The organism is Planococcus salinarum (assembly GCF_007004625.1).
Lineage (GTDB): Bacteria > Bacillota > Bacilli > Bacillales_A > Planococcaceae > Planococcus > Planococcus salinarum.
The window spans coordinates 84,035-106,272 of record NZ_VIFV01000002.1; the positions used below are offsets into that span (position 1 = coordinate 84,035).

Genomic DNA, 22,238 nt, shown 5'->3' on the forward strand with positions numbered 1-22,238 from the left:
GGTATGAAAAAGGGGGATTCTGCATTGATTATACTTCGCCGGCTCTATCTGCAGGCGACCAGCCTTTCCTGGCTCATACTTACGGTAAGCACCCTGTTTCTAATTGCATTCAGCACATTGATGCTGCCGGCCATTGAACCCGATACTTTCACGAGTTATCCCGATGCGTTGTGGTTCACCATGACGACCATGCTGACGGTCGGTTACGGCGACCTCTATCCGTTGACCACTGACGGCAGAATTTTTACCATCTTATTTTTATACATAATCGGCATCGGTTTGTTTGCGACATTCATCGGCAAGGCAATCGAAAGCCTGACCTTGCGTAAGAGACGGGAAGAAAGGGGTGAGCTGATGTTCAAAGGAAAAGATCATATCGTAATCATTGACTGGTCACATAAAGCTGAAAATGCGATTGCAGAGATATTGAAGCAAAATGGGAAGACTGAAATTGTGGTGATCGACAAACTGGAAAAAGCCAAAGAGATCCATCCGCGGATCCATTATGTCAGAGGCAAGGCCACGCACGGCGATGTGCTGCGGCAGGCAAATATCCAGCAGGCGAAAGCGGTGCTGATTTTTGCCGATGACCGGATCGAGGACCAGATGCTGACGGATGGCAAATCGCTGCTGATCGCCACCGCGGTCGAACGCATAGCACCAGAGGTTTACACGACTGTTGAAGTGGAACGGGAAGAACACCTGCCGAACTTCTCCCACATCAAAGTAGACAAATTCATCATGTCCAACGGCACGATTGCAAGAATGGCTGTAAATTCAATTTTTTCCGAAGTGCTGGAAGCATGACAAAAAACCCCGAACGAAAGACACTTTGCAAAAAGCGTCCCGTTCGGGGTTTTTATGTATTCTCCCATATCCTTCCTGCTCCAGGGAGTGTCAGCGTCGGGGAATGAATCCATCCTTATGTGTCAATACAAATCCCAGCTGTTCAATGGCAATCTTGAGCGTCGCTTCCATCCTTTCCCCTTTCAGGGAATGAGCGAAATGCGGAACGTTGAGTGCGACGGCAGGAGAAATGCCGGTAATAATCGGCGTAACCCCCATGATTTTCAAGGTTTTCACCAGATCCAGCAAGGGCTGTTCAATCCGTGGATCGATTTGGGTAATGCCTGAAAAATCGACAATCAGAAAATCGACTCCCTGCACTACTTTGTCCACCACATCTTCAATCATCTTCTTGGCCCGGGTAAGAGTGATGTGACCGATGATCGGCAGAATGGAAATCTCGTCGGACAGCGGCACCAGCGGGGAAGTAAGCTTCTGAATTTCTTTTTTCGCCGTCTCCAGCTCCAGTATATAAGTCAGCAGGGACGACAGCATCGTAAACATTTCCTGGTCTTCCTCGGTAAATGTGTACGGTTTCTTATCCAGTCCGCAAATGGTGCCATATATCTCGCCGTTTTCATAGTAAATCGGAATGCCCATGAATGAGCCATTATCGTAGTCAGATGCGATGTCCAGCGCAGTCGCATGTTCGTCGGTTGAAATATCGTCTATTTGGAGAGTATCATCGCCATGCCGAAGCACCAGGCCGCAAAAAGTCTGATCCAGAGGCGCTACGCTGCCTTCTGTCACCAGCTTTTCATCTCTGTTGAAAGCTTTCTTGATTGTATTGTGTTCCCCATCATTTTCAGCAATGAATAAGGTGTTGATCTTCATTCGTCCACTGAGCATCTTCAGGACCTGATTGGCTGCTTCATTAAAGTTCTTGAACTTTTGGAACGTCCCCGTATCCGGGTTTTCCATCGCTATTCCTCCTCTATAGGGAGTGCACATATTTTGCTGTTGCTGCACTTTTTATGTATATGACCATCTTTTTTCTGCCACCAATTATTATACCCTTTCTTTTCTGATTCTAAACACCCGCCCCTTTTTACATACATCCATTGCTTTTCCACGCCCCTGTGAAGCATCGGCTGCTGAGTTGCCTCTTAAACGGGTTGGATGTCCTGTGTTGAAAAAAATGGGCAGTTATATCCATTTTTCACACCAAAATTAAAGGATATAATTACCTAGCAACTAATAAAAATATCCATAAATATACATATATTTAATTCACCCTTTTTTGGCAGCGGCTTTCACTCAATCTTTTGCAACGGAGGAACAAATTATGTTCATTTTTAAACGGAAGCCCCTTTTGACAGAGCAATACCTGGAAGAACTGAAAGCACACGTAGGGCGCACAGTGGAGGCCATGCTGTCAGATAAAGAGGAAACCATTCTTTTTATGAAGAAATACGACCTCATCCTGGTATTCTGTTGGGAAAATCATTCGATCAACGGCTCTCTTTACCAGTATTCCACCTTCAATGTTTGCGAAATAGGGTTCAGCAATATCCGCAATCTGCCTCTTTACGAGGTGAAAAGACATTTCAGAAAAGATGATGATTCAACAGTTTATATCGAGGATGATACCATCAAGAAATTCTCGAAGGCAAATCAGCGCGTCTTCTATACGTTAAGCGAGTTACTGAATATATTTGAAATTGAAGTCCATTCTTCCCAGGTTTATAAATGCACCTGGTAATCCGTGCGATTCCGGGTTTTCCCCGGGCGCACTTCGGGGATGACAGACTACGAATCAGATGATACCCAACTTTAAGGAGGCAAAACGAATGGAAGCAGCACAAAATAAGGACCAAGCGATTTCTTCCGGTTCAGAGAAGGACATTCTTCAGGTGAAGAACAGCTCTCCTGTAAATATGTTTGAAGTAATGGTTCAGAATGCACCTGTCAGCATGTATATTTTAGAAGATTGGTCGTATTCCTATGTCAATGAGCATTTTTGCGAGCTTGTCGGCTACACGAAAGAGGAATTGCTTCACGGTAAAATCACAATAGACCAATTAGTTCATCCGGATGACTTATCCATCGTCCGGGAAAGTGTCAAAAAAAGAATTGAAAATGAGGACACCAAGGCCCGCTATCGCGTGAGGGCCTTCAAAAAGGATGGCGGTATGATGCACGTGGAAATTCACGCATCGAAAGCCATTGCCGATGGGAAGGCAGTCACGTTCGGGACCGTTTTTGATGTAACCGAAGAAGTCCATTCGACTCTGCACCTCAAGGAAAATAAAAATCGGTTAAAATCTCTTTTTGATAACAATCCGGATGCGGTCTTCACTTTTGATACGGAAGGAAACTTTACAGATGCGAACCAGGGGTGCGCATCTCTGTCAGGTCACTCGATTGAAGAACTGCTCGAGATTTCCTTTATCCCCCTTATTGTTCCGGAAGATTTGCCGATCGCTCTTCACTATTTCGAGGAGGCGCTGCAGGGGAATACCAATCAATATGAGATTTCCATCACACGAAAAGATGGCAAACGAAGAGACTTGGAAGTTACTTGCTTCCCCATGAACTATGAAGGGGAAATAGTCGGCGCATTCGGCATCACCAAAGATATCACAGAGCGAAATGTGCACAGCCAATTGCTGGAAAACCTTGTATTCTACGATTCGCTGACAAAACTGCCCAATCGGAAGCTGTTTGAAGACCGGTTGAGCCAGGTGTTTAAAAGCACCCTTACATGCAAAAATCAGCCGGCCGTCCTTTTCCTGGATCTGGATCGCTTCAAGTTCATCAATGATTCCCTGGGCCATCACCTCGGAGACGAATTCTTGAAAATAGTTGCCACAAGATTGTCTGAAAATATCCGCCATACGGACACGGTGGGACGATTTGCAGGAGATGAATTTGCAGTTTTGTTGCCCAATACGAATAGAAAAGAAGCAATCGCCCTGGCGGAAAGGCTGAACGAGACTTTGGCAAAACCCTATGAAGTGGCCGGCCATTCCTTATCGGTTTCGGCCAGTATCGGCATCGCTTTCAGCGCTGGAGCCGGTGAAACTGTAGATGGATTGATCAAAAAGGCAGATACAGCCATGTATTATACGAAACAATTCGGAAAAAACAATTACACCATTTACTCAGAAGAACTGGATCAAAACAACGCTTACAAATTGACCCTGGAACAGGATTTAAAGTCGGCCGTCAAAAATCAGGAGCTTACCCTCCATTATCAGCCGATCATCGATTTGAAAACAGGAAATATAAGCGCCATGGAAGCGCTGATCCGGTGGAATCATCCTCAATTGGGTCTGATTCCCCCCGACCAGTTCATTCCGATTTCAGAAGAAAGCGGACAGATTGTTTCAATCGGAAAGTGGGTACTCCAAACAGCATGTGCCCAAAACAAGAAGTGGCAGCAGGAAGGCTCCCCTCCGTTTCGAATCTGTGTGAATATCTCAACCATTCAACTTCAGCATCCCAACTTTGTCCAGACTTTGAAAACTGTGCTGGAAGACACCGGATTGGAAGCAAAGTGGCTGGAACTCGAAGTCACAGAGAGTATTTTAATGGAAGATACGATAAACTTGAAAGAAAGCCTGGTGAATCTGAAAGCCTTGGGCATTTCGATGTCAATCGATGATTTCGGGACAGGTTATACCTCCCTCAGTTACTTAAGAAACTTTTCGTTCGACCGGGTAAAAATCGATCGCACCTTTATACAGGATATCGCTTCCGGGTTAAACGGAAAGGCGATTACTGCAACCATCATCTCGCTGGCCAATAAGTTGAATATGGGGGTAGTGGCTGAGGGAATCGAAGATGCCGCGCAATTAGCATACTTGAAAGAAGAAAACTGCGATGATGGACAGGGCTATTATTTTTGTCGGCCGTTGCCATCCGAACTGCATGTCTTCACTCCATCTCCGCTAACTGTAATGGGTGGGACAGAAGAAGATTTTTGAGTTAAACCGGGAGTTACAGCGCCTTCGCAAAAGTTATCATTCAGTTCATAAGACAGAAAAGGGTCTCCAAGGCTCCATATGGATATCCCGTAGAGAGTTCTTACAGAAAGGAGATTTACTTTGTCGTCACCCATTAAATCTCGTGACACCGCTCTTGAATATATCAGAAATACAGCCGGAGTGAAAAATCTGCCGGAAATAAAGGAAGTTGTCATCGAGACGCAGTTATATTCGGTTTATCTTTTCCAAGCCGGAGCTTCGGCAAAAACCCCTTTTCAGGCAGTCCTGGTTGAGCACCTTCCGGCTGCAGAGCCTAAGGTGACATTGTTGCCCGTAAAAATCGCTGCCTCAGCGACAAAAATCGAAAAAAGTAAAAAAGTGATGGATTCTGTGCATGACCACTTTGCACAAGCTGAGTGACCCCCTTGCCTCTGGCAGGAACACGCAGAGCACCGGTCTTTTCCCTCCTTCCAAGTCCAGTTGACAGAAGATAAGAGATTCGATAAGATGAATTCAATAGAATACCCGTAACGTCAGCAATAGTAACCAGATGCCACTTAAAGCTTGAGCAGGCAGTTAATAAGAAAATCTTATTGGCTGAATGAAAAAGTTCGGTAAAGCGTTGGTTAAGATTATGATAAAACGGTATATTTCCGCCCCTGCACTGTCAGCGGGAATGGAAGTATGCCGTTTTTCTTTATAAGGAGAGAGATTAGATGGATTATGCCAAATGGACAAAAGGATCATTGGAAGCCGAGATCAGCAAGACCTTGACCCAGTGGGAAAAAGATTATCTGGGGAGAGGCTCCGTTTCCGTAAAAACGGATATTCTGAGGGACATGCTGGTGGTTTCACTCAGCGGAATTTTAACCCCTGCAGAATATAAATTATGCAATACAAAAGAAGGCTTGTTATCCGTTAAGCGCATCCGTTCAGATCTGGTGGAATCCGGCCGCGAACATTTAGGAGCGGTGATCGGTGAATTGACAGGTGAAAAAGTGACAGGCTTTCACACGGATATCAGTACCCATACGGGAGAACGGATCATGGTATTCCGTTTGTCCGCCAATCTGCAGGAAAAATTATCATAAGAATCCAGGGAGACCACCAGAACAGTGCAAACTGAGCTGCAGGTAAACCGGTATTATTCAGGCCAGTTGATGACTTTCATCGCCGGCTCCTGGATATGCCGGTTTTTTTTATGCAGAAAAGAAGAGAGTTTTCACAAAAAAAGATGCCAAAGGAGAAGTGTGCCGCATGTATGAGATTATCGTCCAAAATTTACTGTCCCCTGTCGTGCTGTTTTTTGTATTGGGGGTCATTGCAGCTTTAGTAAAATCTGATTTGAAATTCCCTGCCGGCCTAAGTGAAGCGCTGAGCATTTATCTGCTGGTGGCAATCGGTATCAAAGGGGGCATGGAGCTGTCCCATTATGAGCTGGCTACCGTCATCAAACCCATTGCAGGAGCTTTGTTTTTGGGAATCATTATTCCAATCCTTATTTTAATCGCTCTCCGGTTCACGAAAATGGACATCCATAACTCGATCGGGCTGGCTGCAACCTATGGTTCCGTAAGCATTGTCACATACGGGGCCGCCATCTCTTTTCTGGAAAAAAAGGGCGTAGGCTATGAAGGCTTTATGAATGTGCTCGTTGTCCTGATGGAAAGTCCAGCCATTTTCGTTTCGCTGCTTCTGCTGCGGATCTCGCAAAAGTCCGAGGCCGATCGGCTCGCCCTGGGAATTGCGGACAGAAGGGAACAAGCCCAGAACCTCGGATTCGCAAACGGGTTATTCGATAAAGAAGTATTGCGGGACAGCCTGTTTGGCAAAAGCGTCCTGCTGTTGATGGGAAGTTTGATCATCGGCTGGATTGTGGGGCAAAATGGCGAATCACTCGTCAAACCCTTATTTATCGACCTGTATGGAAGCATCTTAATCCTCTTCTTATTGAATATGGGGTTGATCGCCGGGGAACGCCTTCCTGAAGTCAGCAAACAGGGATGGAGAATCTTATTGTTCGGCATTTGTGTTCCGATAATAGCGGGAAGCCTCGGCGTCCTGGTCGGAAACTGGGTCGGTCTGTCACTCGGCGGCGTGGTCCTGATGGGCGTCCTGGCAGGGAGTGCTTCCTACATTGCGGCGCCAGCGGCTTTGCGTTCATCCGTGCCCGAGGCGAACCCGTCGCTCTACCTGGGCTTGTCCCTTGGCGTGACGTTTCCGTTTAACTTAATCATTGGAATTCCACTCTATTATGCTTTGGCTCAATTCTTCCAGTAGGGGTTGCCTGAAAGCACAGCGCCTCCAAGGGCGCGCAAATTCCTTTCCTGCACCCAAAAGGTGCAGGATTTTTTTGTTTTCCCGAATAAGCCAAATAGGATAGCCCCATAAATTCTTCTCTTTCTTCCCTCAGCGCAACTGATAGCCGCCAACTTTCCGGTCACTGAATCTCATGAAAAAACCTTTTTCTATTGATTTGAACCGTTAAGGAGTTTAAATCCGAGGATTATCAGGAATTACAAAAAGTATTATTCACATACTTACTTACGGGGGTGCAGCATGAAATATACAGGAGTGATATTAGTGATGCTGGCAGCGGTCTGCTGGGGCATCAGCGGCGTCATTGCCGATATCCTGATGACGAAGGGCTGGAACCCCATTGTGATTTCGTTTTACCGTGGAGCTGTCGGATTGCTGTTTTTTATCGGATGGTTCCTCCTTCACTTTAAGAAAAACTGGCTCGTCTCTTCCCGTTTGTATATCTGGTCACTGGTCGCCGGGGTCGGCGTCGCCGGAAATTTCACCTTTTACTTTTTAAGCATTCAAGCCTCCAGCGTTGCGGTCGCGGCCACGCTGATGTATACCGCACCGGTCTTTGTCCTGATCACTTCCTTCCTTTTGCGGGTGGAGCGCTCCACCTGGTTTAAATGGGGCAGCATCGCCGGGGTCCTTGCGGGAATTGTTCTTCTGACCGGCGCCTATAACCTTGACTCGATTGCAGTCAGTTTTCTCGGGACTGCCACCGGACTGGCTTCGGCCATTTCCTATGCGCTGTTCATATTCGCCTTTAAAAAAGCTTCCGAGATCGGAAAGCCCCAAATCACTTTGACGATTGCGTTCTTTACATTTTGCCTCGTATTGTTTTTGTTCATGGACCATCAAGAGGCAGCCGCTGCCCTGACTTCTTCGGATATCGGCTGGTTTATCCTGATTGGAGTGGTGGGAGCCGGGATTTCGTTTATCCTGTATGTGATTGGCATTCGATTGACTGCCGCGTCAACCGCTTCGATGGTCGCCATGATCGAGCCGGTTACAGCCTCGTTGCTGGGGGTTTTCCTGCTCGGAATCGAGCTGACCATCGTCCAAATTGTTGGCATGGTGATTATCTTAGCGACCATCACGATGCTCAGTGTGAAACAGGCCTCGTGATGGCCTGAATGCCAGGCTTCGGAAATCACTTTTGCTCCATTGAAAACTTATTGAAGCAGCAATGAAATTGATGTATATTCGGCTCAAGGCAAGCAATCCCGGTTCCGGCCAAACCCGGAAAATCCGATTTTATGAAAGGCGGACGGCCATGTACATTCCAAAATATTATAAGATCACCGATTTTGAAGAAATCCGGGAATTTGTTCAGCACAATTCATTCGGTACACTGGTCACCACCCAAAAAGGACGGCCCATTGCGACGCATGTGCCCCTGCAGTTGGTAAAAGAAGGCGAAGATCACTATGTAACAGGTCATCTGGCATACGGAAATCCCCAGTGGCGAACTTTCGAAACGTCCGAAGAAGTATTGGTGATGTTCCAGGGACCGCAAGCCTACATTTCTTCTTCCTGGTACGAACAGGAAAACGTCCCGACATGGAACTACCAGGCTGTCCATCTATACGGCGCCGCCACCATTCTGAGTGAAGAAGAATTGAAGCAGGACCTGGCCGGTTTGCTGAAAAAACACGAACAGCACCGGGACCATCCGGTGCTGTGGGAGACACTCTCCCCTGCCCTGCTGGAAAAAGAACTCAAAGGGATTGTGGGCTTTAAGATCAAAGTGGCCGAAGTCCAGGCTGCCTATAAAATGAGCCAGAACCGCACCGACACGGATTATCGAACCATCGTCGAACAATTGCAGAAGGAAGAAAATCCGAATTCAAAGCAAATGGCCGAAGCGATGGAAAAGAAGAGGAAGGAACTTTAATCATTTTCGGTAAAAGGGCTCTGCCCTATTAAAAACCTTCTATATAATAAGCAAGCTTCTTCAGGCTGTCGGGACCCCTTCTCGACAGCCTTTTTCCAATTCTTCGTTTTGATGCCTTGATCAGGTTGGAAAATCGGATTAAAAAAGAAGCTGAGAAAAATCTCAGCTTCTTTTTTCCTTTATTATGCTTTTTCCCATGTGGCGTCGATTGGTATCCCCGCTGCTTTGAATGTGGTGAACACCGGACAGCGAAGGTCCGTCTTTTCTTTAAGCTCCTGAATCCGTTCGGATGTTTCTTCTGTTTGCACTTTTGCGTGCACATAGATTTTATTGAAATAAGGCTGGACATCCGCCTGTCCCATGAGACCGCGTGGATCCAATTCTCCTTTTACATCAACCTCGATCCCCTGCAGATCAAAACCAATATCTTTGGCCACAAGATTTGCAATTACATTTTCACAGCCGGCCAAGGAAGCCAGGAGAGTTGAAAGCGGATCCGGTCCTTTATCGGTTCCTCCCATGTTTGCTGGTTCATCGATTGTAATTTCATGGTTCCCCATCGAAATTTCTGATTTCATCTTGCTTGCTGATCCTGTCGCTTGAAATGTCATGCTGTTTGCCATATTGAATTTCCTCCTCCAATTGAATCTCACTCCACTTTAACACCCGCTATCAACCGACAATGTTAGGTGGCTTACAATATCGTTCCTTCTTAAAAGTCTGTTCAGGTGTTTGGGGATACAGAGGAGAATGTAAGTCAGCTTACAGTTTTCCGGAGGGGCACAGGTAAAATTGGGATGAGGGGCAGCTTCGTGGTTATATTTCCAACGCCATGATTTTGGTATAAGTGTAATAGGTCTCTCCCATTTTCAAAAGTGGAAACCCTTGTCTTTTTTTCTCCACAGTTACATTCTGTAGTAAAAGGCGATGCTCGAATATATTACAGATTTGAAAGGGAATGCTTAACTCGTTAAGTTTGCTTTTCACTTCTTCACATTTTGTGCAGCCCGGGACGACAAACAAGCTGCAATCCACAACTTGTCCATTTATAAGAAAAGAGAGGGGATTGACCATGGATAAACTGACACTCCTTTCGCACATTAATCTTTTCGATGAATTGCCAATGGAAGACATGAAATTAATCGACGACAACAGTACAATGACACCGGTGAAGAAAGGGACCCAGATACTGATTCCCGAACAGCCGCTGGATGTATTGTTCTTTCTGAAACAAGGACAGGTTCGCCTCTACCGGATGACGCCCCAGGGAAAACAGTTCACCACTGACATTCTTGTGGACGGCAATGTCTTTGGTGAAACGGAATCCTTCATGCTGACGGATAAGCAAACCTATGCAGAGGCAATGACCGATTGCTATGTGTGCACCATGGACAAGGGGAAATTCGAATCGTTTATTCGAACAACACCGGATGTCTCCCTCAAACTCATTCAAATCCTATCGAACCGGTTGAAAGAAACGTATGATATCAGTGAAAAAATCGCACTCGGCGATGTCCGCTACCGCACGCTTTTTCTCCTGCTCAAAATGAGTGAAAAAAGCGGTACCCGGGAAAAAGAATGGCAATCGATCAATATGAAAATCACCCATGAAGACATTGCGACGATGGTCGGCTCTTCCAGAGAAACGATTTCTCTTCTGATGAGCAAGCTGAAAAAAGAAGGCTTGCTCAAGAAAACATTTCTTGGCTACTCCATCAAAGCAGATGAAATAAAGAAAATCCTTATGGAATAAGGATTTTTTATATTTTCTCAAAAAAGACAAGGGAATAAAGTAAGGTTCCTTACTTTATTCGGTCAATGAGATTCTTTTTAAGACCTTTCCCGGACTTCCAGGTGTGGAACGCCCGGAAAGGCCTTTCTCTTCTATATCTAGTCGCGGACGAGGCGGCTGAAGACTGCCGCCAGTATGAGGGAGAAGGCCAAATGGGTTACAAGGCTCATCAATTGTGCCCCTGCAAACATTTGTCCGAACATTGGCCCCATCCTCATCATCAACGGCATAACCAGCAAAGGCCCTATCACCCAGATCAACACACCGTGCACAACACCAAGCAGATAGTAGCGGGACGACAGAAGCGTCATTGCGCCGTAGCCAAGACCAAAAGTCCAGCTGATCATCATGTGAATGGTCCATCCGACCAGCAGACTCTCACTGCCGACCAATGAAGCCAACACCGGAATCATGCCGGTCACCTGCATGTAGATGCCAAACAGGACCCCCGCGACTGTACTCCCGATCAATGATGCTTTCACCAGCCTTGAATAAATTGAGACGTTGGACGTTTGTCCAGATACCACCATTGTTCTCACTCCTTTTTTTCTTAGTATAAATCGGCACCCAAGAAAAAAAAGTAATCTATCTAACAATTCAGAAAATAATTTAATAAATTTTATCGTGGGGGAATTTTGCTGCAATAGCCAACTCTTTCATGCATCCATTTCAGACAACACAAAAAGGGACTGTGCCCGCCGCCACGAAAAATGGCAGTTGGCACAGTTTCTTTTGTTTATTGCCATAGGCTGAGACCCTTGAGGTCGTATCTCTTGAAGTTATAGAAACCTTTTTAAAAGATCTTCGAATCCGTCAATTGCTTCCTCATATTCACGCACTTGCCCGAAGCCGTATTTGGCATATACAAAAGGGATACCCGCCAATCGGGCGGCTTGTAAATCCCCTGTTGTGTCTCCCACATAAACCGGCGAGGATAAATGATTCCGCTCCATGATCAGCTTTATGTTTTCTCCTTTGGACAAGCCGGTTCTCCCGGGATTTTCATAATCCTCGAAATACTTTTCGAGCTTGTGGTACTTGTAGAAAGCTTCTATATAACCGTCCTGGCAGTTGCTGACAATATACAGCTTATATTTTTGCGACAGTTCTTTGAGCACCCTCTCCACACTTTCGTAAAGCCTTCCGCCCCGTTGTTCCAGAAACTTATTTTCCACGAGAGAACATTCCTCGACAAGGCGCTGCCGCTGCGTATTTTTTAAGTCCGGAAAGAGTTTGCGGCTTATCTCCTCCATCTGGAGGCCCATGGTTTCTTCCAGACCTTTTCTGCTTAACTTGCGCATTCGATGTTTCTCCAGCACATTGTTCCAAGCAGCGAGCACGGTATCTACGGGATCCCAAAGGGTTCCATCCAGATCAAATATGATGCTGTCCAATGCCTGATCCCTCCCGTCAGTACTTTATGCAGGCGTTAATCCAAAAATCGTCATTGAAGCATACCAAATAAATGCGATGCCGATCGACAGAATCGATCAAGGAGACAGCAGTGGAGATTCCATCAAAGCTTAAGACCCTTTTAAAGTGAATATGGTAATTTCAGGCGGGATGTTTATGCGCAGCGGCACAATGCTGAATCCAACTCCCGGATTTATATACAGTGAATTTCCCTCTGCTCCGTAATCCTCGATCCATCCATAAATATGTTCAATTTCACCTTCAGACATTAAAGCAGTATACGACCATTGCGGTGTCCCGGGAATTCTCATTTGTCCCCCGTGGGTATGGCCGGCAACCGATACAGGGGCTGACTCCGCCGGCAATGCTTCGAAAGTTTTGGGGTTATGCATCATGACAAAGCGGGCTGCCGAATCCGGAACGCCATCAAAAGCTTCAGCCGGTTCTGCATTTTCGGGCCAATTCGCTCCCAGTCCCACAAGATGGAGTGATTCAGCTGAAGCAGTTCCTTCTTCCACACCGTTCTCTGTCAAGTTCAGCGCGACGGCTTCGTTTTGAAGCACTGTGATGCCCACTTCCTCCAACGCAGATTTCATCTCTTGCGCCAGCTCTTCATTCGGCTCTGCTGTTTCTGATGACATTCCGTAATCATGATTTCCAAGCAAAGCGAACACCGGGATATCTGAATCTGTTAAAGGCTTGATCAATTCTTGTACCCGTTGCCGCTCCAATTCCTCGTTGTTTACCGAATGGTAAACATAGTCCCCCAACAAGAGCACGGCACTCGGATTCATTTCCACCAGATCTTCTGCCATTTGCTCGACAGTGGAATCATTGTCCATCCACATCCCTATTTGGAAATCCCCGATGACGGCAATTTCTTTACCTTCCCAGGCTGCCGGCAAATTCGGAATCGCCGTTTCCTCTTCCACTACCTTTACAAAATACGGTTCCACCAGACCCCATACCAGTAAAAAAGCTATAAAACCCCCAAAAACGAGCAATAGTCTTTTGAATACCTTCACTGATTCCATCTCCTTCCATTCAAAAATCCATCAACTTTTTACTTTCTGCTTGCCTTTCTTATAAATCCGGATCAAAAACTTCCGCAAAGCATGGACAGGCCGTACCGGGCTGTTGCTTTGCCATTGAACCCATTCAAGAGCCAGCAAACAGAGAAGCAGCCAAACGGTTCCTGCAATAAAACCAGCCAGGACATCACTTGGGAAATGGGCGCCTAAATAGATACGGCTCGTTCCGATTAAAATAATCAGTAAACCTAAAACAGTGAGCGATAAATATTTTACTGCTCGTTTTTGGCTGCTTCTTGCGATCAAGTAAGCGAGGAAACCGTAAAACACCAGCGAACCCATTGAATGGCCGCTCGGAAAACTGAAGCCGATTGCATCGATGTCTTCGTTAATGGAAGGACGGCCTCTTTCGTAGAATTGTTTCAGCAGCCACGTCAGCAGCCCACTGCCCGCTACTGCAATGACAAAGAACAGAATTCCCCATTTATCTTTGGCTTTAAACCAAAGCAGGAGAATGATCAGAACCGATAATGTCGTCAAAAACCAGACAGAACCGAGCTCGGTGATTCCAATATAAATGATATCAAGTGTAGAAGTTTCTATCGCTTCAAAAAAATTGATAATGCTATTGTCAAAGCTTTTCATTTCATTTTCCAAAACCTCTTCCGCCAGTTCTGCAAACAGCCATACGAAAAGACTGGCTATTCCTAAACCAGTCAGTACAAGCAAAACAGGCAAGCCGACTTTCTTACTTTCTTCTTCCATTAGCCTTGCCCTCCCCATTCAATAACATGGACTTTCTTTTATAAAAAACTAATAATCCCACACCATCACTTACTCGAGTTTTGATGTGGGATGCAGTTCCTGTATCAAGTTAAATCACACATCAAGCTGTCTCTTCTTCTGTCAAATCCGTGGCAATCAATTCTGCGACAAGCACATATCGTTCCGGTGCGTTTCCCACAAAATCAAAAGGATAACAAGTAGTCACAGTCAAAGTCGCCCGGGGTTTCGGTACTATGACCGTCCGGTCGTCAGCATCAACAATCCTGACCTTTTGAATGCGATAAGTAAATTCGCCAGCCGAAGTGGTAACAATCAGCAAATCATCTTCACCGACTTCGCCCAACTGACGAAATACTGTATCGCGATGTCCGGAAAGCACACTGTTATTGTCTTCTCCGGGCAATACGCTATTAGCAAAATGACCAATTCCTTTTGCTAATTGATCTGGATCAGTTCCTTCAAAAATCGGGATAGAGACTTCCAGCTTCGGTATAGTTAAAGTCCCGAACTCCTCGTCAATTTTGGGAGGCGACTCGTAGCTTGGGACTTCTAAAGGTTGTCCCATAGCTCTTTTATCGATCGGAGCAGCCTCTGTCTCTTTTATTTCTGTATGCTCCACTGCTGAATATCCTTTTATCCATTGATACGAATAACTGATCGCCATGTATAATCCTGTTGCGATCAATAGAATCGAAAGAAACGAAACGAGGAAAGATTTCTCTTTCCCCCTCCCGTTTTTTTCAGGTTTCATTACCTTTCACCTTGTGGTCTTCTGCGGAACAGGATAAAGGCTCCGGCAGCCGCAGCTCCAATTCCAGCCAATATCATTGCCAGTGAGTTTGTAGCAGTTTCAGGCATTTCTGCACCTGTTTCGGTATCTGCATTCTCTGCTTCTCCACTCGTGTAATAGTCGAGAGCTTCTTCCAATTCATAAAAAAAATTGTAATCTTCAGGAGTTTCTCCGTATTCAGCCAATAGCTCGCGATATTCTTCCGGAGTTAATCCATAAGAATCGAGGAGGTCCTCAAGTCTTTCATCATCCAGAACAGGTCCGACAGTATTTTCGAGCTCATCAAACGATTCAAAACCAGTCAATGGCACGCCATAATTATCTTCGACATAGGTAGAAAATTCATCTGTCGTCCAGCCTAGAGGCGTCAAATAACCTTCTTCCAGTTGGTCCATGTCAAATGCATATTCAGGTGCTTGTGCTGTTTCTTCTTCAGTTGCTGTTTCTTCTTCAGCACCTTCGTCTGTTTCTTCTTCTGTTGCCGGTTCTTCTTCAGTACCTTCGTCTGTTCCTTCTTCTGTTGCCGGTTCTTCTTCAGTACCTTCTTCTGTTGCTGGTTCTTCTGTTTCTTCACCAGTGTCTACCGGCTCAATACCTTCCAGTTCCAACGCATTTTCCAAATCTCCAATGAAGTAAATATCCTCAACATTGTCATAAGTATCCAAGAATAAAATTAGTTCTTCTGCGGTCAAATTGTATCGATCCATGATGTCCAAAACATTCGGATCAGACAAGTCTGCGTTACCCAATGTTGATAAATCCACCGGGGAGCCTACATCGGCTTCGAGTTCGGCTACAGTGTCATAATCATCTAAATTCGTACCATAATTTTCTGTCAGGTAACTGTTCCAGTCTGTTTCAGACCAATCAATGACTGTCGGAAAGTTTTCACTGGCTTCCTCCGGTTCAATTGCTTGTACAGTCGTTGCAGTACCAAAAGTTAAAGTTGCCACTACTGCATAGGGAATAATTTGTTTTTTCATGATGCAGTTCGCCTCCTGTGAAAGTAATAGAGAAGCAGACTTTTCTGAAGGTGCCTTGCACTCTACTATTTAGTGTAATAGCCGATGGTTGTGAGTTTCATATGCTTTGTGTTGTACATTATTTCGCATTAACCGTATAGACATCTGTAGTTACCGAGTGGGATTCAGAAAAAATCCGCTGGATTTCATCACGCTGGTTTTCGTCAATATCCACTAATAAGAGGATTTTGCCGTCTTTCAAATACTTCTCATATTCTTTTGCATTTTCTTCCGGAATTCCCGCACCTGTCAATGCACCGACGAGTCCTCCTCCAGTTGCTCCAATGGCTGCTCCACTTAACGTAGTTGCCAGCGGTCCAGCTGCTGCAATCACACCTATTCCAGGTATGGTGAGCAAGCCGATTTCAGCTATCAGTCCCGCAATGCCTCCTAGGACCCCGCCTGATCCTGCGCCGATTCCAAGTCCTTTTCCAGCATTTTTGCCGCGTTTTGAACTTTCATCAATCACATCCGAGTCCGTATGCTCATCGATTTCCTCAACTTTGTCTTTGTCTTTCGCCATAACCGAGATGTCGTTCGAATCAAATCCAATGCTTTTTAACCGCTCGATGGCGTGTAATGCCTCTTCTGAGCTTTGAAATACTCCTCCAACTACTGTTCTTTCCATAACTTAACTCCTCCTTCATAATATTCGTAATGGTCTTGTTATTTTTTTGTTAATGTCTCTACAAATATGCTACCCGATGAAATTCCGCTTAAACTTCAGATGGTTTTTCCAATAGTTCAAATCCCTTGAACAAAGGCTTTAAAAAAATTATTTTTAATATTCCCCTCTTTTTTTTACTGAATTTACGTTCTCTTATGAATTACATTAATGGTTCTATTTTTATAGTGGAGAAACGAAGAAATACTACAGATTTTTTTTAAACAGATGAATCAAAAAAGCAATTCATCAAACTTGTTTCTTTGAAGAAAACACTTTAGCTCATCCCAGATAAAAAAGAGGTGAGCTGTACATGATCAGCTCACCTCTTCCTATAATATCTCTGTTGCATTTCACTTTTTCCAATTGCTTCTTATTCTTCGTCTTCGTTTATATCAAGATCTTCATCTTCGACAGCATCGTCTAACCCTTCCTCTTCTATTTCTTCTTCCAGCTCATCAACAGGTTCTACAGTATCTTCTTCTATTGCATCTTCCAGTTCTTCTTCTTCTATTTCTTCTTCAAGCTCATCGCCCGTATTGCATGCTCCTAGCAAGCCCAAAGACAGCGAGAATGTTAAACCCAACTTTATAAGCATCTGTGAGTTTTTCATTGTACTCCCTCCAAACTAAATTTAAAGTCTTTATATATGATTACCCAAATGCACTAACCAGAAACAATATATAATATTTTTTTGATTATATTTTACGAAAAACGACATTAATCTGCCTATATATATATGACTGCAATGATAATATTCAGATATTAATGAAATTAAAAAATTGTTGGATTCATCGCTAATAATGAATTTATCTTTCTCCATCCTCCTCTCAGTATAAAAATAAAAGGCATCCAAAAAGCTTAGGACTTGGAATATCGGGAAAGGAATTTACAAACGGCAAATTGAAAGGATGAGCGCAATGATCAGCAAAAAAATTCCGATTGCAACTGGGTTCCTTTTTTCTTCCGCCCTTTTACTTGGAGCCTGCGGCAATGAAGATGAAGTCACACAGCCGATAACAGAAGAAGCTATCGATTACGAAGGCGTGGAAGATGCCAATCCCGGTGGCGGCCTCGAAGATGAAAATATTGGCGGCGAAGTTTTCGGTTTTACAGATTTTGAACTAGAAGTTGACTACGCTGACCAGGACGATGCATTAGAAGTTTCCTATGAAGAAGACCGTGATCTGGTGGAAGCTGAATACGAAAACCAGATTACAGATGAGGATTTTGCGGGCAATGATGCTTTCGACAAAATTGAACCGATGCTTGCTGAACTTGGGTTAACCCCTGATATGCCCGATGATGAGGTAATAAATAAAGTTATGGAAGCATTCAGCATCGAGCCGGATTATGAATCCATCGAACTTGAAGTAAGCTATCCGGACGGCACCGATAAAGAGTACGAGGCATCCGGAAACTGATTTTCCCGTAAGTCTTCCCCCTCTGAATACGGCGACGCGGACCAAAATAGAAGAAGCGCATTAAATTAGGCAGCCTCAGCTTATGCTGGAGGCTGTTTTTTACATACTGCAGATTAACGGGTGGATTTTCTTAATGCTTAACAAGAAATTAGAGCAAATGTTTATCATTACGTCAAAGGGGTAACAAAAAAGCAGAGACATAAATTGAAAGGGTGAAGATTTATGATTAAAAACAAATGGATTAGAATTGGAGCAATAGGAGTCCTGTCCACCAGCATGTTGGCCGCCTGCGGCGACGATGAGACGATAGAGGATCCGCAAGAAGTACTGGAAGAGGAAGAAGCAGCGGATGAGTTGGAAGAGGAAACGGATATAGACGAAGAGCAGGCTGACGAACTGGAAGAAGAAACGGATGAAGCCGAAGAGGAAGCGGATGAACTGGAAGAGGAAACGGATGAAGAAGCGGAAGAAGTACTTGATAACGTGGACTTAGGGAATGTCGATATGGCAGATTTGGAGACGACTTACCTTACCCCTCTTGATTGGACAGTACTTGAATTTGATGAATATGTCCAAGAAGAGTTCGGTCAGCCGATCGCTGATTTTGATGATTTCGCAGATCTGGAAGCCCGGGTCGGACCGGTTGAAGATATTGAAACTACCGAATAATCAACAGCAATAACCGTTTGTTATTCGACTAGTCACCGAACATTTCAAGAGTTGATAAAATACAAAAAGAACGTTCGACAAGGTGTCAAAACCTTTGTCGAACGTTCTTTCAATGTGGCAGACAATGTTTGCGATTTCGTTACTTTTTGTCTTTTATTTCTTCCAATAGTTCAATCACACGGTTATTCTGTTCTCCGAGTGAGTCCAGTTTCTTCTCAATGGTGCTCGAAGAGATCCAAATTATGCCTATAAGTATAAACCCTATAATAAAGACCATTGTTACGCCTCCTGCTTCTCTGGCTTTAAAGGGGGAGCGTAAAAGGTTACTGTCTCCCGAATTCAGCGATTTTTTTAAGATAAAAGAGTCCACATCCAGCAATAATAATTCCTATGATATTGATCGACGTCATTTTCAAAGGTTCCTCATAAACTGTAGTAAATACTACTAAAAATCCCACAAGGATAACGAATAACCCAATAATTGTATTTACGAATTTCATCGCCATCCACTCCTTTGGGTTTTTTTCAGCTTACTTCTGGGGATTCCATTCTCTGCTTCTTGACCTTGAACATATGTTGATCATACTTCATTTTCCTGGGAGGCACACTTAGCAATATTTTTTCAGTCCTTATAAGCACTTAAAAATTCACTTTCTAATTCACGAAGTGTTAGCCCAGTGACCTCCCCAAAACTTTCTTCAAAATCACGTGTGTCATCGACGGAATCAATGATTTGCGTGATCACTTCCTCCCCGTGTTCCACAGTCAGGTAATCTACCGCATAGTAACTTTGCAGATACGGGCTCTTCATCGGCGTGTTCAGCGCTTTCTCCCATTGCTCGGTGCTGGTTAATTGGTCAAAAGGTATGTTCTCAAAATGTGGCGAAAACACCCGTTCCGGATCAATGCCGGCATATTCAGCTACGCCTTCTACAAACCACATCGGATAATGATTCAGGTTCGAAACTCTGCGGGTAAAGGCATAATGAGTGTATTCATGCAGCAGCGTCTGCTGAAAATTGTACAGGGCAAGTTCATCTTCAGCCAAAATAAATCCTTTGCCGGAATTATGTATCACCAAAACTTTGAGGAAATCTGAATAGAAAGCATAGCCCGTTTCAAGCTCAGAAAACCCGTTCATCTCAACAACGTTCTCAAAAACCAGTAAATCAAACGGCACTTCGTCAGTTTCACCGAAGAGTTCTTCCGTTCTCTCAATGGCCAAATTCAAGGTTTCTTTAGTGATCGACAGCAGCTCAGAAAAATTTTCTTCATAGTAAATGGAGATGTGGCGGTAATCTTCCCGCATGGAAGATTCTTTTAATTGCCTCTCACTTTCACTTTCAGCATCTTGAGTGATTACGCCCCTCATTGTTTGAAAATAGGTAAGGTCTGCACCCAGTGAATCTGTTATTACTTTATGTACGATAAAACTTCCACCCAACAAGAGCATTAAAACGAAGGAAAGGATGAGTGCCGTGATGGAGAGAGCCGTTTTTCTCGATTTTTTCATTCTCCTCGCTCCTTTCAACGATTTTTTCCGCACTAATTTTTTCCATATTTCTACTTTATCAAATATTCGGAGCGATTCCTACACGGAAAAAAGAATTGTCGAAATACAATTAGGTGGATAGACCGGTTATCCTTGAAAGGCGCAGAACCATAGAAACTGATCACAAAAGTACATTTTTGCAAACAAAAAAGGAACCCCGTTTGAAGTCCCATCGATTAGAATTATCTCTTTACTGTTCTGCGGCGTTCATTTAGAAGAGAAATTGCATAAATCACAGTTAAAATTATCCCCACCAGTAAAGCTGCCAATAAACCCAGCATCCCCTGCAAGCGAATCCAACCCACGGTGAATATCAGAAAAAATAATTGATAATAAAACCCAAACAATATAATCGCAAGAGGGACATTAAAAGGAAAGATTCTTTTCCAACCTATTACCAAGAAAATCAAACCGATGGCCAATGCAATCAAAATACCAGTTTGAAATGACCCCCAACTAAATTCAATACGCGATTGTGCCTCTTCACCAAAAGCAGTATCTGCTGCGCTCATTAAGTCGACTAATGCAAAAATCGCTGTGCCAACCCCGAGCAATAACACGATCGCGAGAATTACCCAGTTTATTTTTTTTACATCGCTTTTGTTTTTCATTTTCAATCTCCTCGCCCTTATCGACTCATCATTCCGTTTCCCCAGAGTGACACAATTAGTAAAGTGCCATTAGAGTTGTAATTCAGTTGCGGTTGGTTTGCGACGCTATTGCTCCCGATGATTTCTTTGAATCTCCTCGTTTATTTCCTTCGCTAACTTATCCAAATCTCGATGATTCAAGAATATGCTTCTGCCTTCCACAGGAGTTCTTTCCATATGAATAAATGACTCAAAGTCTTCTGCTGACTCCACATCATAGGTTTCCATATTGTCACTCTCGATTAAATTAGTCCCTGTGACATTCTCCTCCGATTGGATTCGATAAACCAACACGATATTCTGCTCTATCAGAAAATAAATAAATGGAAAATTAACTCTGTTTTTAATGGGAACCCCTCATTCCTTTTCCATTATTTTACCATATTCATTTCCTAATGAGGGTTCGCAGGAAAATAGAAAAAGAACGCACGCAACTGTCCTGAGACAGTTTACGGGCGCTCTTTTATCGTCCAGATATATTTCCAAGTGGAATACCTTAGTTTTTGTTGATCACCCGAGCCCCATCAGGCCCGGCCAGAATCACTTTGTCCGTCATGTCGATAAACAGGCCGGTTTCCACGACGCCGAGCAGGAGCTTGAGTTCGTTATGCAGCGCTTGCGGGTTCTCGATTGAACCGAAGGCGCAGTCGAGGATGTAATTGCCGTTGTTCGACACGAACACTTCGCCGTCCCGCTCCCGCAAGACCGGCTCGGCACCAAGCGCCCGGATTTTGTCGGCTGTGCGCTGCCACGCAAACTGCAGCACTTCGACCGGCAATGGGAATTTGCCGAGCCGGTCGACCATTTTCGACCCTTCAGCGATGATGATGACCCGTTTGGCATGCGCGTTGACGAGTTTCTCGCGGACGAGCGATCCGCCGCCGCCTTTGGTGAGCTGGAAATCCGGATCGATTTCATCCGCTCCGTCAATCGCCAGGTCGAGCATTTCGACTTCGGAAAAATCCGTCAGCGGGATGCCGAATTCCTTCGCCCATTCCGCTGTCCGGAGTGACGACGGAATGCCTTTGATGTTGAGTCCCTGCTCGACGAGTTCCCCGAGGCGCTTCAGCAGCCAGTAGACAGTCGTGCCGGAACCGAGTCCGAGCACCATGCCGTCTTCAACGTATTGGGCCGCCTGTTCAGCTGCCGCTTTTTTGTACAGGTCCTGATTTTCTGCCACTGGAAACGCCTCCTTATGCCTGGCTTAAATAGGAAACGACGTCTGCCATCGCTTCTTCTGCATCTTCACCGACTGTGCGGACATTCAATTCGTCGCCGTTGCGCAATTGCAGCGTGATCAAACCGAGGAAACTTTTCAGGTTGATTTCGTACGGCGTGCCGTTGACTGATTTTTTCAGGTAAATCTCCGACTGGTATTTCTGTGTCGCTTTGCTGACTTCGACGATTGTCGTCTTGTCCGAAATATTGACGGTAATGTCTTTCGATACGGTTTTCTCCATTGAAATTCCTCC

27 protein-coding genes are annotated in these 22,238 nt (G+C 44.7%); 11 read left to right on the forward strand and 16 right to left on the reverse strand.

The window, feature by feature from the left end; all coding sequences use genetic code 11:
* The first annotated feature begins 24 nt into the window (after nt 1–24).
* Entirely contained in the window at nt 25–807 is a 783-nt protein-coding gene (locus DIJ65_RS03165) for an ion channel (protein ID WP_185959478.1), read from the forward strand.
* A 90-nt stretch (nt 808–897) separates the two neighbouring features.
* On the opposite strand, the gene DIJ65_RS03170 is transcribed toward DIJ65_RS03165, so the two are convergent.
* Nucleotides 898–1,767, reverse strand: a complete 870-nt coding sequence (locus DIJ65_RS03170) for a GAF domain-containing protein (protein ID WP_185959479.1) — start codon at nt 1,765–1,767, stop codon at nt 898–900.
* Between the two features lie 364 nt (nt 1,768–2,131).
* Between DIJ65_RS03170 and DIJ65_RS03175 the strand changes: the two genes are divergently transcribed.
* From DIJ65_RS03175 to DIJ65_RS03205, 7 genes are all read left to right on the forward strand, one after another.
* Nucleotides 2,132–2,548, forward strand: a complete 417-nt coding sequence (locus DIJ65_RS03175) for a hypothetical protein (RefSeq protein WP_117299314.1) — start codon at nt 2,132–2,134, stop codon at nt 2,546–2,548.
* Between the two features lie 88 nt (nt 2,549–2,636).
* On the forward strand, nt 2,637–4,775 hold the full coding sequence (locus DIJ65_RS03180; protein ID WP_117299313.1) for a sensor domain-containing protein: 2,139 nt from the start codon (nt 2,637–2,639) through the stop codon (nt 4,773–4,775).
* Between the two features lie 120 nt (nt 4,776–4,895).
* Entirely contained in the window at nt 4,896–5,195 is a 300-nt protein-coding gene (locus DIJ65_RS03185; protein ID WP_117299311.1) for a hypothetical protein, read from the forward strand.
* Nucleotides 5,196–5,491: 296 nt separating this feature from the next.
* A complete protein-coding gene (locus DIJ65_RS03190) occupies nt 5,492–5,866 on the forward strand; it encodes a Na-translocating system protein MpsC family protein (protein ID WP_117299309.1) in 375 nt (124 codons plus the stop codon).
* Nucleotides 5,867–6,032: 166 nt separating this feature from the next.
* Nucleotides 6,033–7,055: a sodium-dependent bicarbonate transport family permease gene (locus DIJ65_RS03195; RefSeq protein WP_117299307.1), complete on the forward strand. Its 1,023-nt coding sequence runs from the start codon at nt 6,033–6,035 to the stop codon at nt 7,053–7,055.
* A 279-nt stretch (nt 7,056–7,334) separates the two neighbouring features.
* Complete coding sequence (locus tag DIJ65_RS03200) at nt 7,335–8,204, forward strand: DMT family transporter (RefSeq protein ID WP_117299305.1); 870 nt, start codon at nt 7,335–7,337, stop codon at nt 8,202–8,204.
* 148 nt (nt 8,205–8,352) lie between these two features.
* Entirely contained in the window at nt 8,353–8,973 is a 621-nt protein-coding gene (locus DIJ65_RS03205) for an FMN-binding negative transcriptional regulator (RefSeq protein WP_117299624.1), read from the forward strand.
* Nucleotides 8,974–9,155: 182 nt separating this feature from the next.
* Here the strand turns inward: DIJ65_RS03205 and DIJ65_RS03210 are convergent, their stop codons facing one another.
* Both DIJ65_RS03210 and DIJ65_RS16680 read right to left on the reverse strand, forming a co-directional pair.
* The gene (locus tag DIJ65_RS03210) at nt 9,156–9,596 is read right to left on the reverse strand and encodes an OsmC family protein (RefSeq protein WP_117299303.1); all 441 of its coding nucleotides are present in this window, start codon (nt 9,594–9,596) and stop codon (nt 9,156–9,158) included.
* Nucleotides 9,597–9,789: 193 nt separating this feature from the next.
* Nucleotides 9,790–10,107 (reverse strand): glutaredoxin domain-containing protein, encoded by a 318-nt coding sequence (locus tag DIJ65_RS16680; RefSeq protein ID WP_391527593.1) that lies wholly within the window; start codon nt 10,105–10,107, stop codon nt 9,790–9,792.
* Between DIJ65_RS16680 and DIJ65_RS03220 the strand changes: the two genes are divergently transcribed.
* Complete coding sequence (locus tag DIJ65_RS03220) at nt 10,046–10,726, forward strand: Crp/Fnr family transcriptional regulator (RefSeq protein WP_117299299.1); 681 nt, start codon at nt 10,046–10,048, stop codon at nt 10,724–10,726. The two genes, DIJ65_RS16680 and DIJ65_RS03220, sit on opposite strands and share 62 nt — an antisense overlap.
* Before the next feature lie 137 nt (nt 10,727–10,863).
* Here DIJ65_RS03220 and DIJ65_RS03225 read toward each other — a convergent pair whose 3' ends face one another.
* The 8 genes from DIJ65_RS03225 to DIJ65_RS16225 form a co-directional block, all read right to left on the reverse strand.
* A complete protein-coding gene (locus DIJ65_RS03225) occupies nt 10,864–11,295 on the reverse strand; it encodes a hypothetical protein (RefSeq protein ID WP_117299297.1) in 432 nt (143 codons plus the stop codon).
* A gap of 249 nt (nt 11,296–11,544) precedes the next feature.
* The gene (locus DIJ65_RS03230; protein WP_117299295.1) at nt 11,545–12,159 is read right to left on the reverse strand and encodes an HAD family hydrolase; all 615 of its coding nucleotides are present in this window, start codon (nt 12,157–12,159) and stop codon (nt 11,545–11,547) included.
* A gap of 129 nt (nt 12,160–12,288) precedes the next feature.
* Complete coding sequence (locus DIJ65_RS03235) at nt 12,289–13,203, reverse strand: metallophosphoesterase (RefSeq protein ID WP_230321257.1); 915 nt, start codon at nt 13,201–13,203, stop codon at nt 12,289–12,291.
* 30 nt (nt 13,204–13,233) lie between these two features.
* Nucleotides 13,234–13,974: a phosphatase PAP2 family protein gene (locus tag DIJ65_RS03240; RefSeq protein ID WP_117299291.1), complete on the reverse strand. Its 741-nt coding sequence runs from the start codon at nt 13,972–13,974 to the stop codon at nt 13,234–13,236.
* 121 nt (nt 13,975–14,095) lie between these two features.
* Nucleotides 14,096–14,746 carry a class D sortase gene (locus DIJ65_RS03245; protein ID WP_071152021.1) on the reverse strand — a complete coding sequence of 217 codons (651 nt, stop codon included), beginning with the start codon at nt 14,744–14,746 and terminating at the stop codon, nt 14,096–14,098.
* Nucleotides 14,746–15,768 carry a processed acidic surface protein gene (locus DIJ65_RS03250; RefSeq protein ID WP_071152020.1) on the reverse strand — a complete coding sequence of 341 codons (1,023 nt, stop codon included), beginning with the start codon at nt 15,766–15,768 and terminating at the stop codon, nt 14,746–14,748. The genes DIJ65_RS03245 and DIJ65_RS03250 overlap by 1 nt, the downstream gene beginning before the upstream one ends.
* A 118-nt stretch (nt 15,769–15,886) precedes the next feature.
* Nucleotides 15,887–16,435, reverse strand: a complete 549-nt coding sequence (locus DIJ65_RS03255) for a general stress protein (RefSeq protein ID WP_071152019.1) — start codon at nt 16,433–16,435, stop codon at nt 15,887–15,889.
* A 409-nt stretch (nt 16,436–16,844) separates the two neighbouring features.
* Nucleotides 16,845–17,084 (reverse strand): hypothetical protein, encoded by a 240-nt coding sequence (locus DIJ65_RS16225; protein WP_071152018.1) that lies wholly within the window; start codon nt 17,082–17,084, stop codon nt 16,845–16,847.
* Nucleotides 17,085–17,391: 307 nt separating this feature from the next.
* Here DIJ65_RS16225 and DIJ65_RS03265 point away from each other — a divergent pair, with 307 nt between their 5' ends.
* Both DIJ65_RS03265 and DIJ65_RS03270 read left to right on the forward strand, forming a co-directional pair.
* Nucleotides 17,392–17,895: a YusW family protein gene (locus tag DIJ65_RS03265; RefSeq protein ID WP_230321256.1), complete on the forward strand. Its 504-nt coding sequence runs from the start codon at nt 17,392–17,394 to the stop codon at nt 17,893–17,895.
* Nucleotides 17,896–18,117: 222 nt separating this feature from the next.
* Nucleotides 18,118–18,564, forward strand: a complete 447-nt coding sequence (locus DIJ65_RS03270; RefSeq protein ID WP_142836460.1) for a hypothetical protein — start codon at nt 18,118–18,120, stop codon at nt 18,562–18,564.
* A 139-nt stretch (nt 18,565–18,703) separates the two neighbouring features.
* On the opposite strand, the gene DIJ65_RS16230 is transcribed toward DIJ65_RS03270, so the two are convergent.
* The 5 genes from DIJ65_RS16230 to DIJ65_RS03290 form a co-directional block, all read right to left on the reverse strand.
* Entirely contained in the window at nt 18,704–18,841 is a 138-nt protein-coding gene (locus DIJ65_RS16230) for a hypothetical protein (RefSeq protein ID WP_185959480.1), read from the reverse strand.
* A gap of 345 nt (nt 18,842–19,186) precedes the next feature.
* Nucleotides 19,187–20,077 carry a gluzincin family metallopeptidase gene (locus DIJ65_RS03275; protein WP_117299287.1) on the reverse strand — a complete coding sequence of 297 codons (891 nt, stop codon included), beginning with the start codon at nt 20,075–20,077 and terminating at the stop codon, nt 19,187–19,189.
* Nucleotides 20,078–20,298: 221 nt separating this feature from the next.
* The gene (locus DIJ65_RS03280) at nt 20,299–20,727 is read right to left on the reverse strand and encodes an RND transporter (RefSeq protein ID WP_117299285.1); all 429 of its coding nucleotides are present in this window, start codon (nt 20,725–20,727) and stop codon (nt 20,299–20,301) included.
* 535 nt (nt 20,728–21,262) lie between these two features.
* The gene (gene rpiA / locus DIJ65_RS03285; protein WP_117299281.1) at nt 21,263–21,946 is read right to left on the reverse strand and encodes a ribose-5-phosphate isomerase RpiA; all 684 of its coding nucleotides are present in this window, start codon (nt 21,944–21,946) and stop codon (nt 21,263–21,265) included.
* A gap of 13 nt (nt 21,947–21,959) precedes the next feature.
* On the reverse strand, nt 21,960–22,226 hold the full coding sequence (locus DIJ65_RS03290) for an HPr family phosphocarrier protein (RefSeq protein ID WP_071152416.1): 267 nt from the start codon (nt 22,224–22,226) through the stop codon (nt 21,960–21,962).
* Between the last annotated feature and the right edge of the window lie 12 nt (nt 22,227–22,238).

Bases quoted from the DNA above. Each gene is read 5' to 3' on its own strand.
- DIJ65_RS03170 (WP_185959479.1), bottom strand. From the start codon at position 1,767: ATGGAAAACCCGGATACGGGGACGTTCCAAAAGTTCAAGAACTTTAAT.
- DIJ65_RS03175 (WP_117299314.1), top strand. From the start codon at position 2,132: ATGTTCATTTTTAAACGGAAGCCCCTTTTGACAGAGCAATACCTGGAA.
- DIJ65_RS03180 (WP_117299313.1), top strand. From the start codon at position 2,637: ATGGAAGCAGCACAAAATAAGGACCAAGCGATTTCTTCCGGTTCAGAG.
- DIJ65_RS03190 (WP_117299309.1), top strand. From the start codon at position 5,492: ATGGATTATGCCAAATGGACAAAAGGATCATTGGAAGCCGAGATCAGC.
- DIJ65_RS03195 (WP_117299307.1), top strand. From the start codon at position 6,033: ATGTATGAGATTATCGTCCAAAATTTACTGTCCCCTGTCGTGCTGTTT.
- DIJ65_RS03200 (WP_117299305.1), top strand. From the start codon at position 7,335: ATGAAATATACAGGAGTGATATTAGTGATGCTGGCAGCGGTCTGCTGG.
- DIJ65_RS03205 (WP_117299624.1), top strand. From the start codon at position 8,353: ATGTACATTCCAAAATATTATAAGATCACCGATTTTGAAGAAATCCGG.
- DIJ65_RS03210 (WP_117299303.1), bottom strand. From the start codon at position 9,596: ATGGCAAACAGCATGACATTTCAAGCGACAGGATCAGCAAGCAAGATG.
- DIJ65_RS03220 (WP_117299299.1), top strand. From the start codon at position 10,046: ATGGATAAACTGACACTCCTTTCGCACATTAATCTTTTCGATGAATTG.
- DIJ65_RS16680 (WP_391527593.1), bottom strand. From the start codon at position 10,107: ATGTCTTCCATTGGCAATTCATCGAAAAGATTAATGTGCGAAAGGAGT.
- DIJ65_RS03225 (WP_117299297.1), bottom strand. From the start codon at position 11,295: ATGGTGGTATCTGGACAAACGTCCAACGTCTCAATTTATTCAAGGCTG.
- DIJ65_RS03240 (WP_117299291.1), bottom strand. From the start codon at position 13,974: ATGGAAGAAGAAAGTAAGAAAGTCGGCTTGCCTGTTTTGCTTGTACTG.
- DIJ65_RS03245 (WP_071152021.1), bottom strand. From the start codon at position 14,746: ATGAAACCTGAAAAAAACGGGAGGGGGAAAGAGAAATCTTTCCTCGTT.
- DIJ65_RS03250 (WP_071152020.1), bottom strand. From the start codon at position 15,768: ATGAAAAAACAAATTATTCCCTATGCAGTAGTGGCAACTTTAACTTTT.
- DIJ65_RS03255 (WP_071152019.1), bottom strand. From the start codon at position 16,435: ATGGAAAGAACAGTAGTTGGAGGAGTATTTCAAAGCTCAGAAGAGGCA.
- DIJ65_RS16225 (WP_071152018.1), bottom strand. From the start codon at position 17,084: ATGAAAAACTCACAGATGCTTATAAAGTTGGGTTTAACATTCTCGCTG.
- DIJ65_RS03265 (WP_230321256.1), top strand. From the start codon at position 17,392: ATGATCAGCAAAAAAATTCCGATTGCAACTGGGTTCCTTTTTTCTTCC.
- DIJ65_RS03270 (WP_142836460.1), top strand. From the start codon at position 18,118: ATGATTAAAAACAAATGGATTAGAATTGGAGCAATAGGAGTCCTGTCC.
- DIJ65_RS16230 (WP_185959480.1), bottom strand. From the start codon at position 18,841: ATGGTCTTTATTATAGGGTTTATACTTATAGGCATAATTTGGATCTCT.
- DIJ65_RS03275 (WP_117299287.1), bottom strand. From the start codon at position 20,077: ATGAAAAAATCGAGAAAAACGGCTCTCTCCATCACGGCACTCATCCTT.
- DIJ65_RS03280 (WP_117299285.1), bottom strand. From the start codon at position 20,727: ATGAAAAACAAAAGCGATGTAAAAAAAATAAACTGGGTAATTCTCGCG.
- DIJ65_RS03290 (WP_071152416.1), bottom strand. From the start codon at position 22,226: ATGGAGAAAACCGTATCGAAAGACATTACCGTCAATATTTCGGACAAG.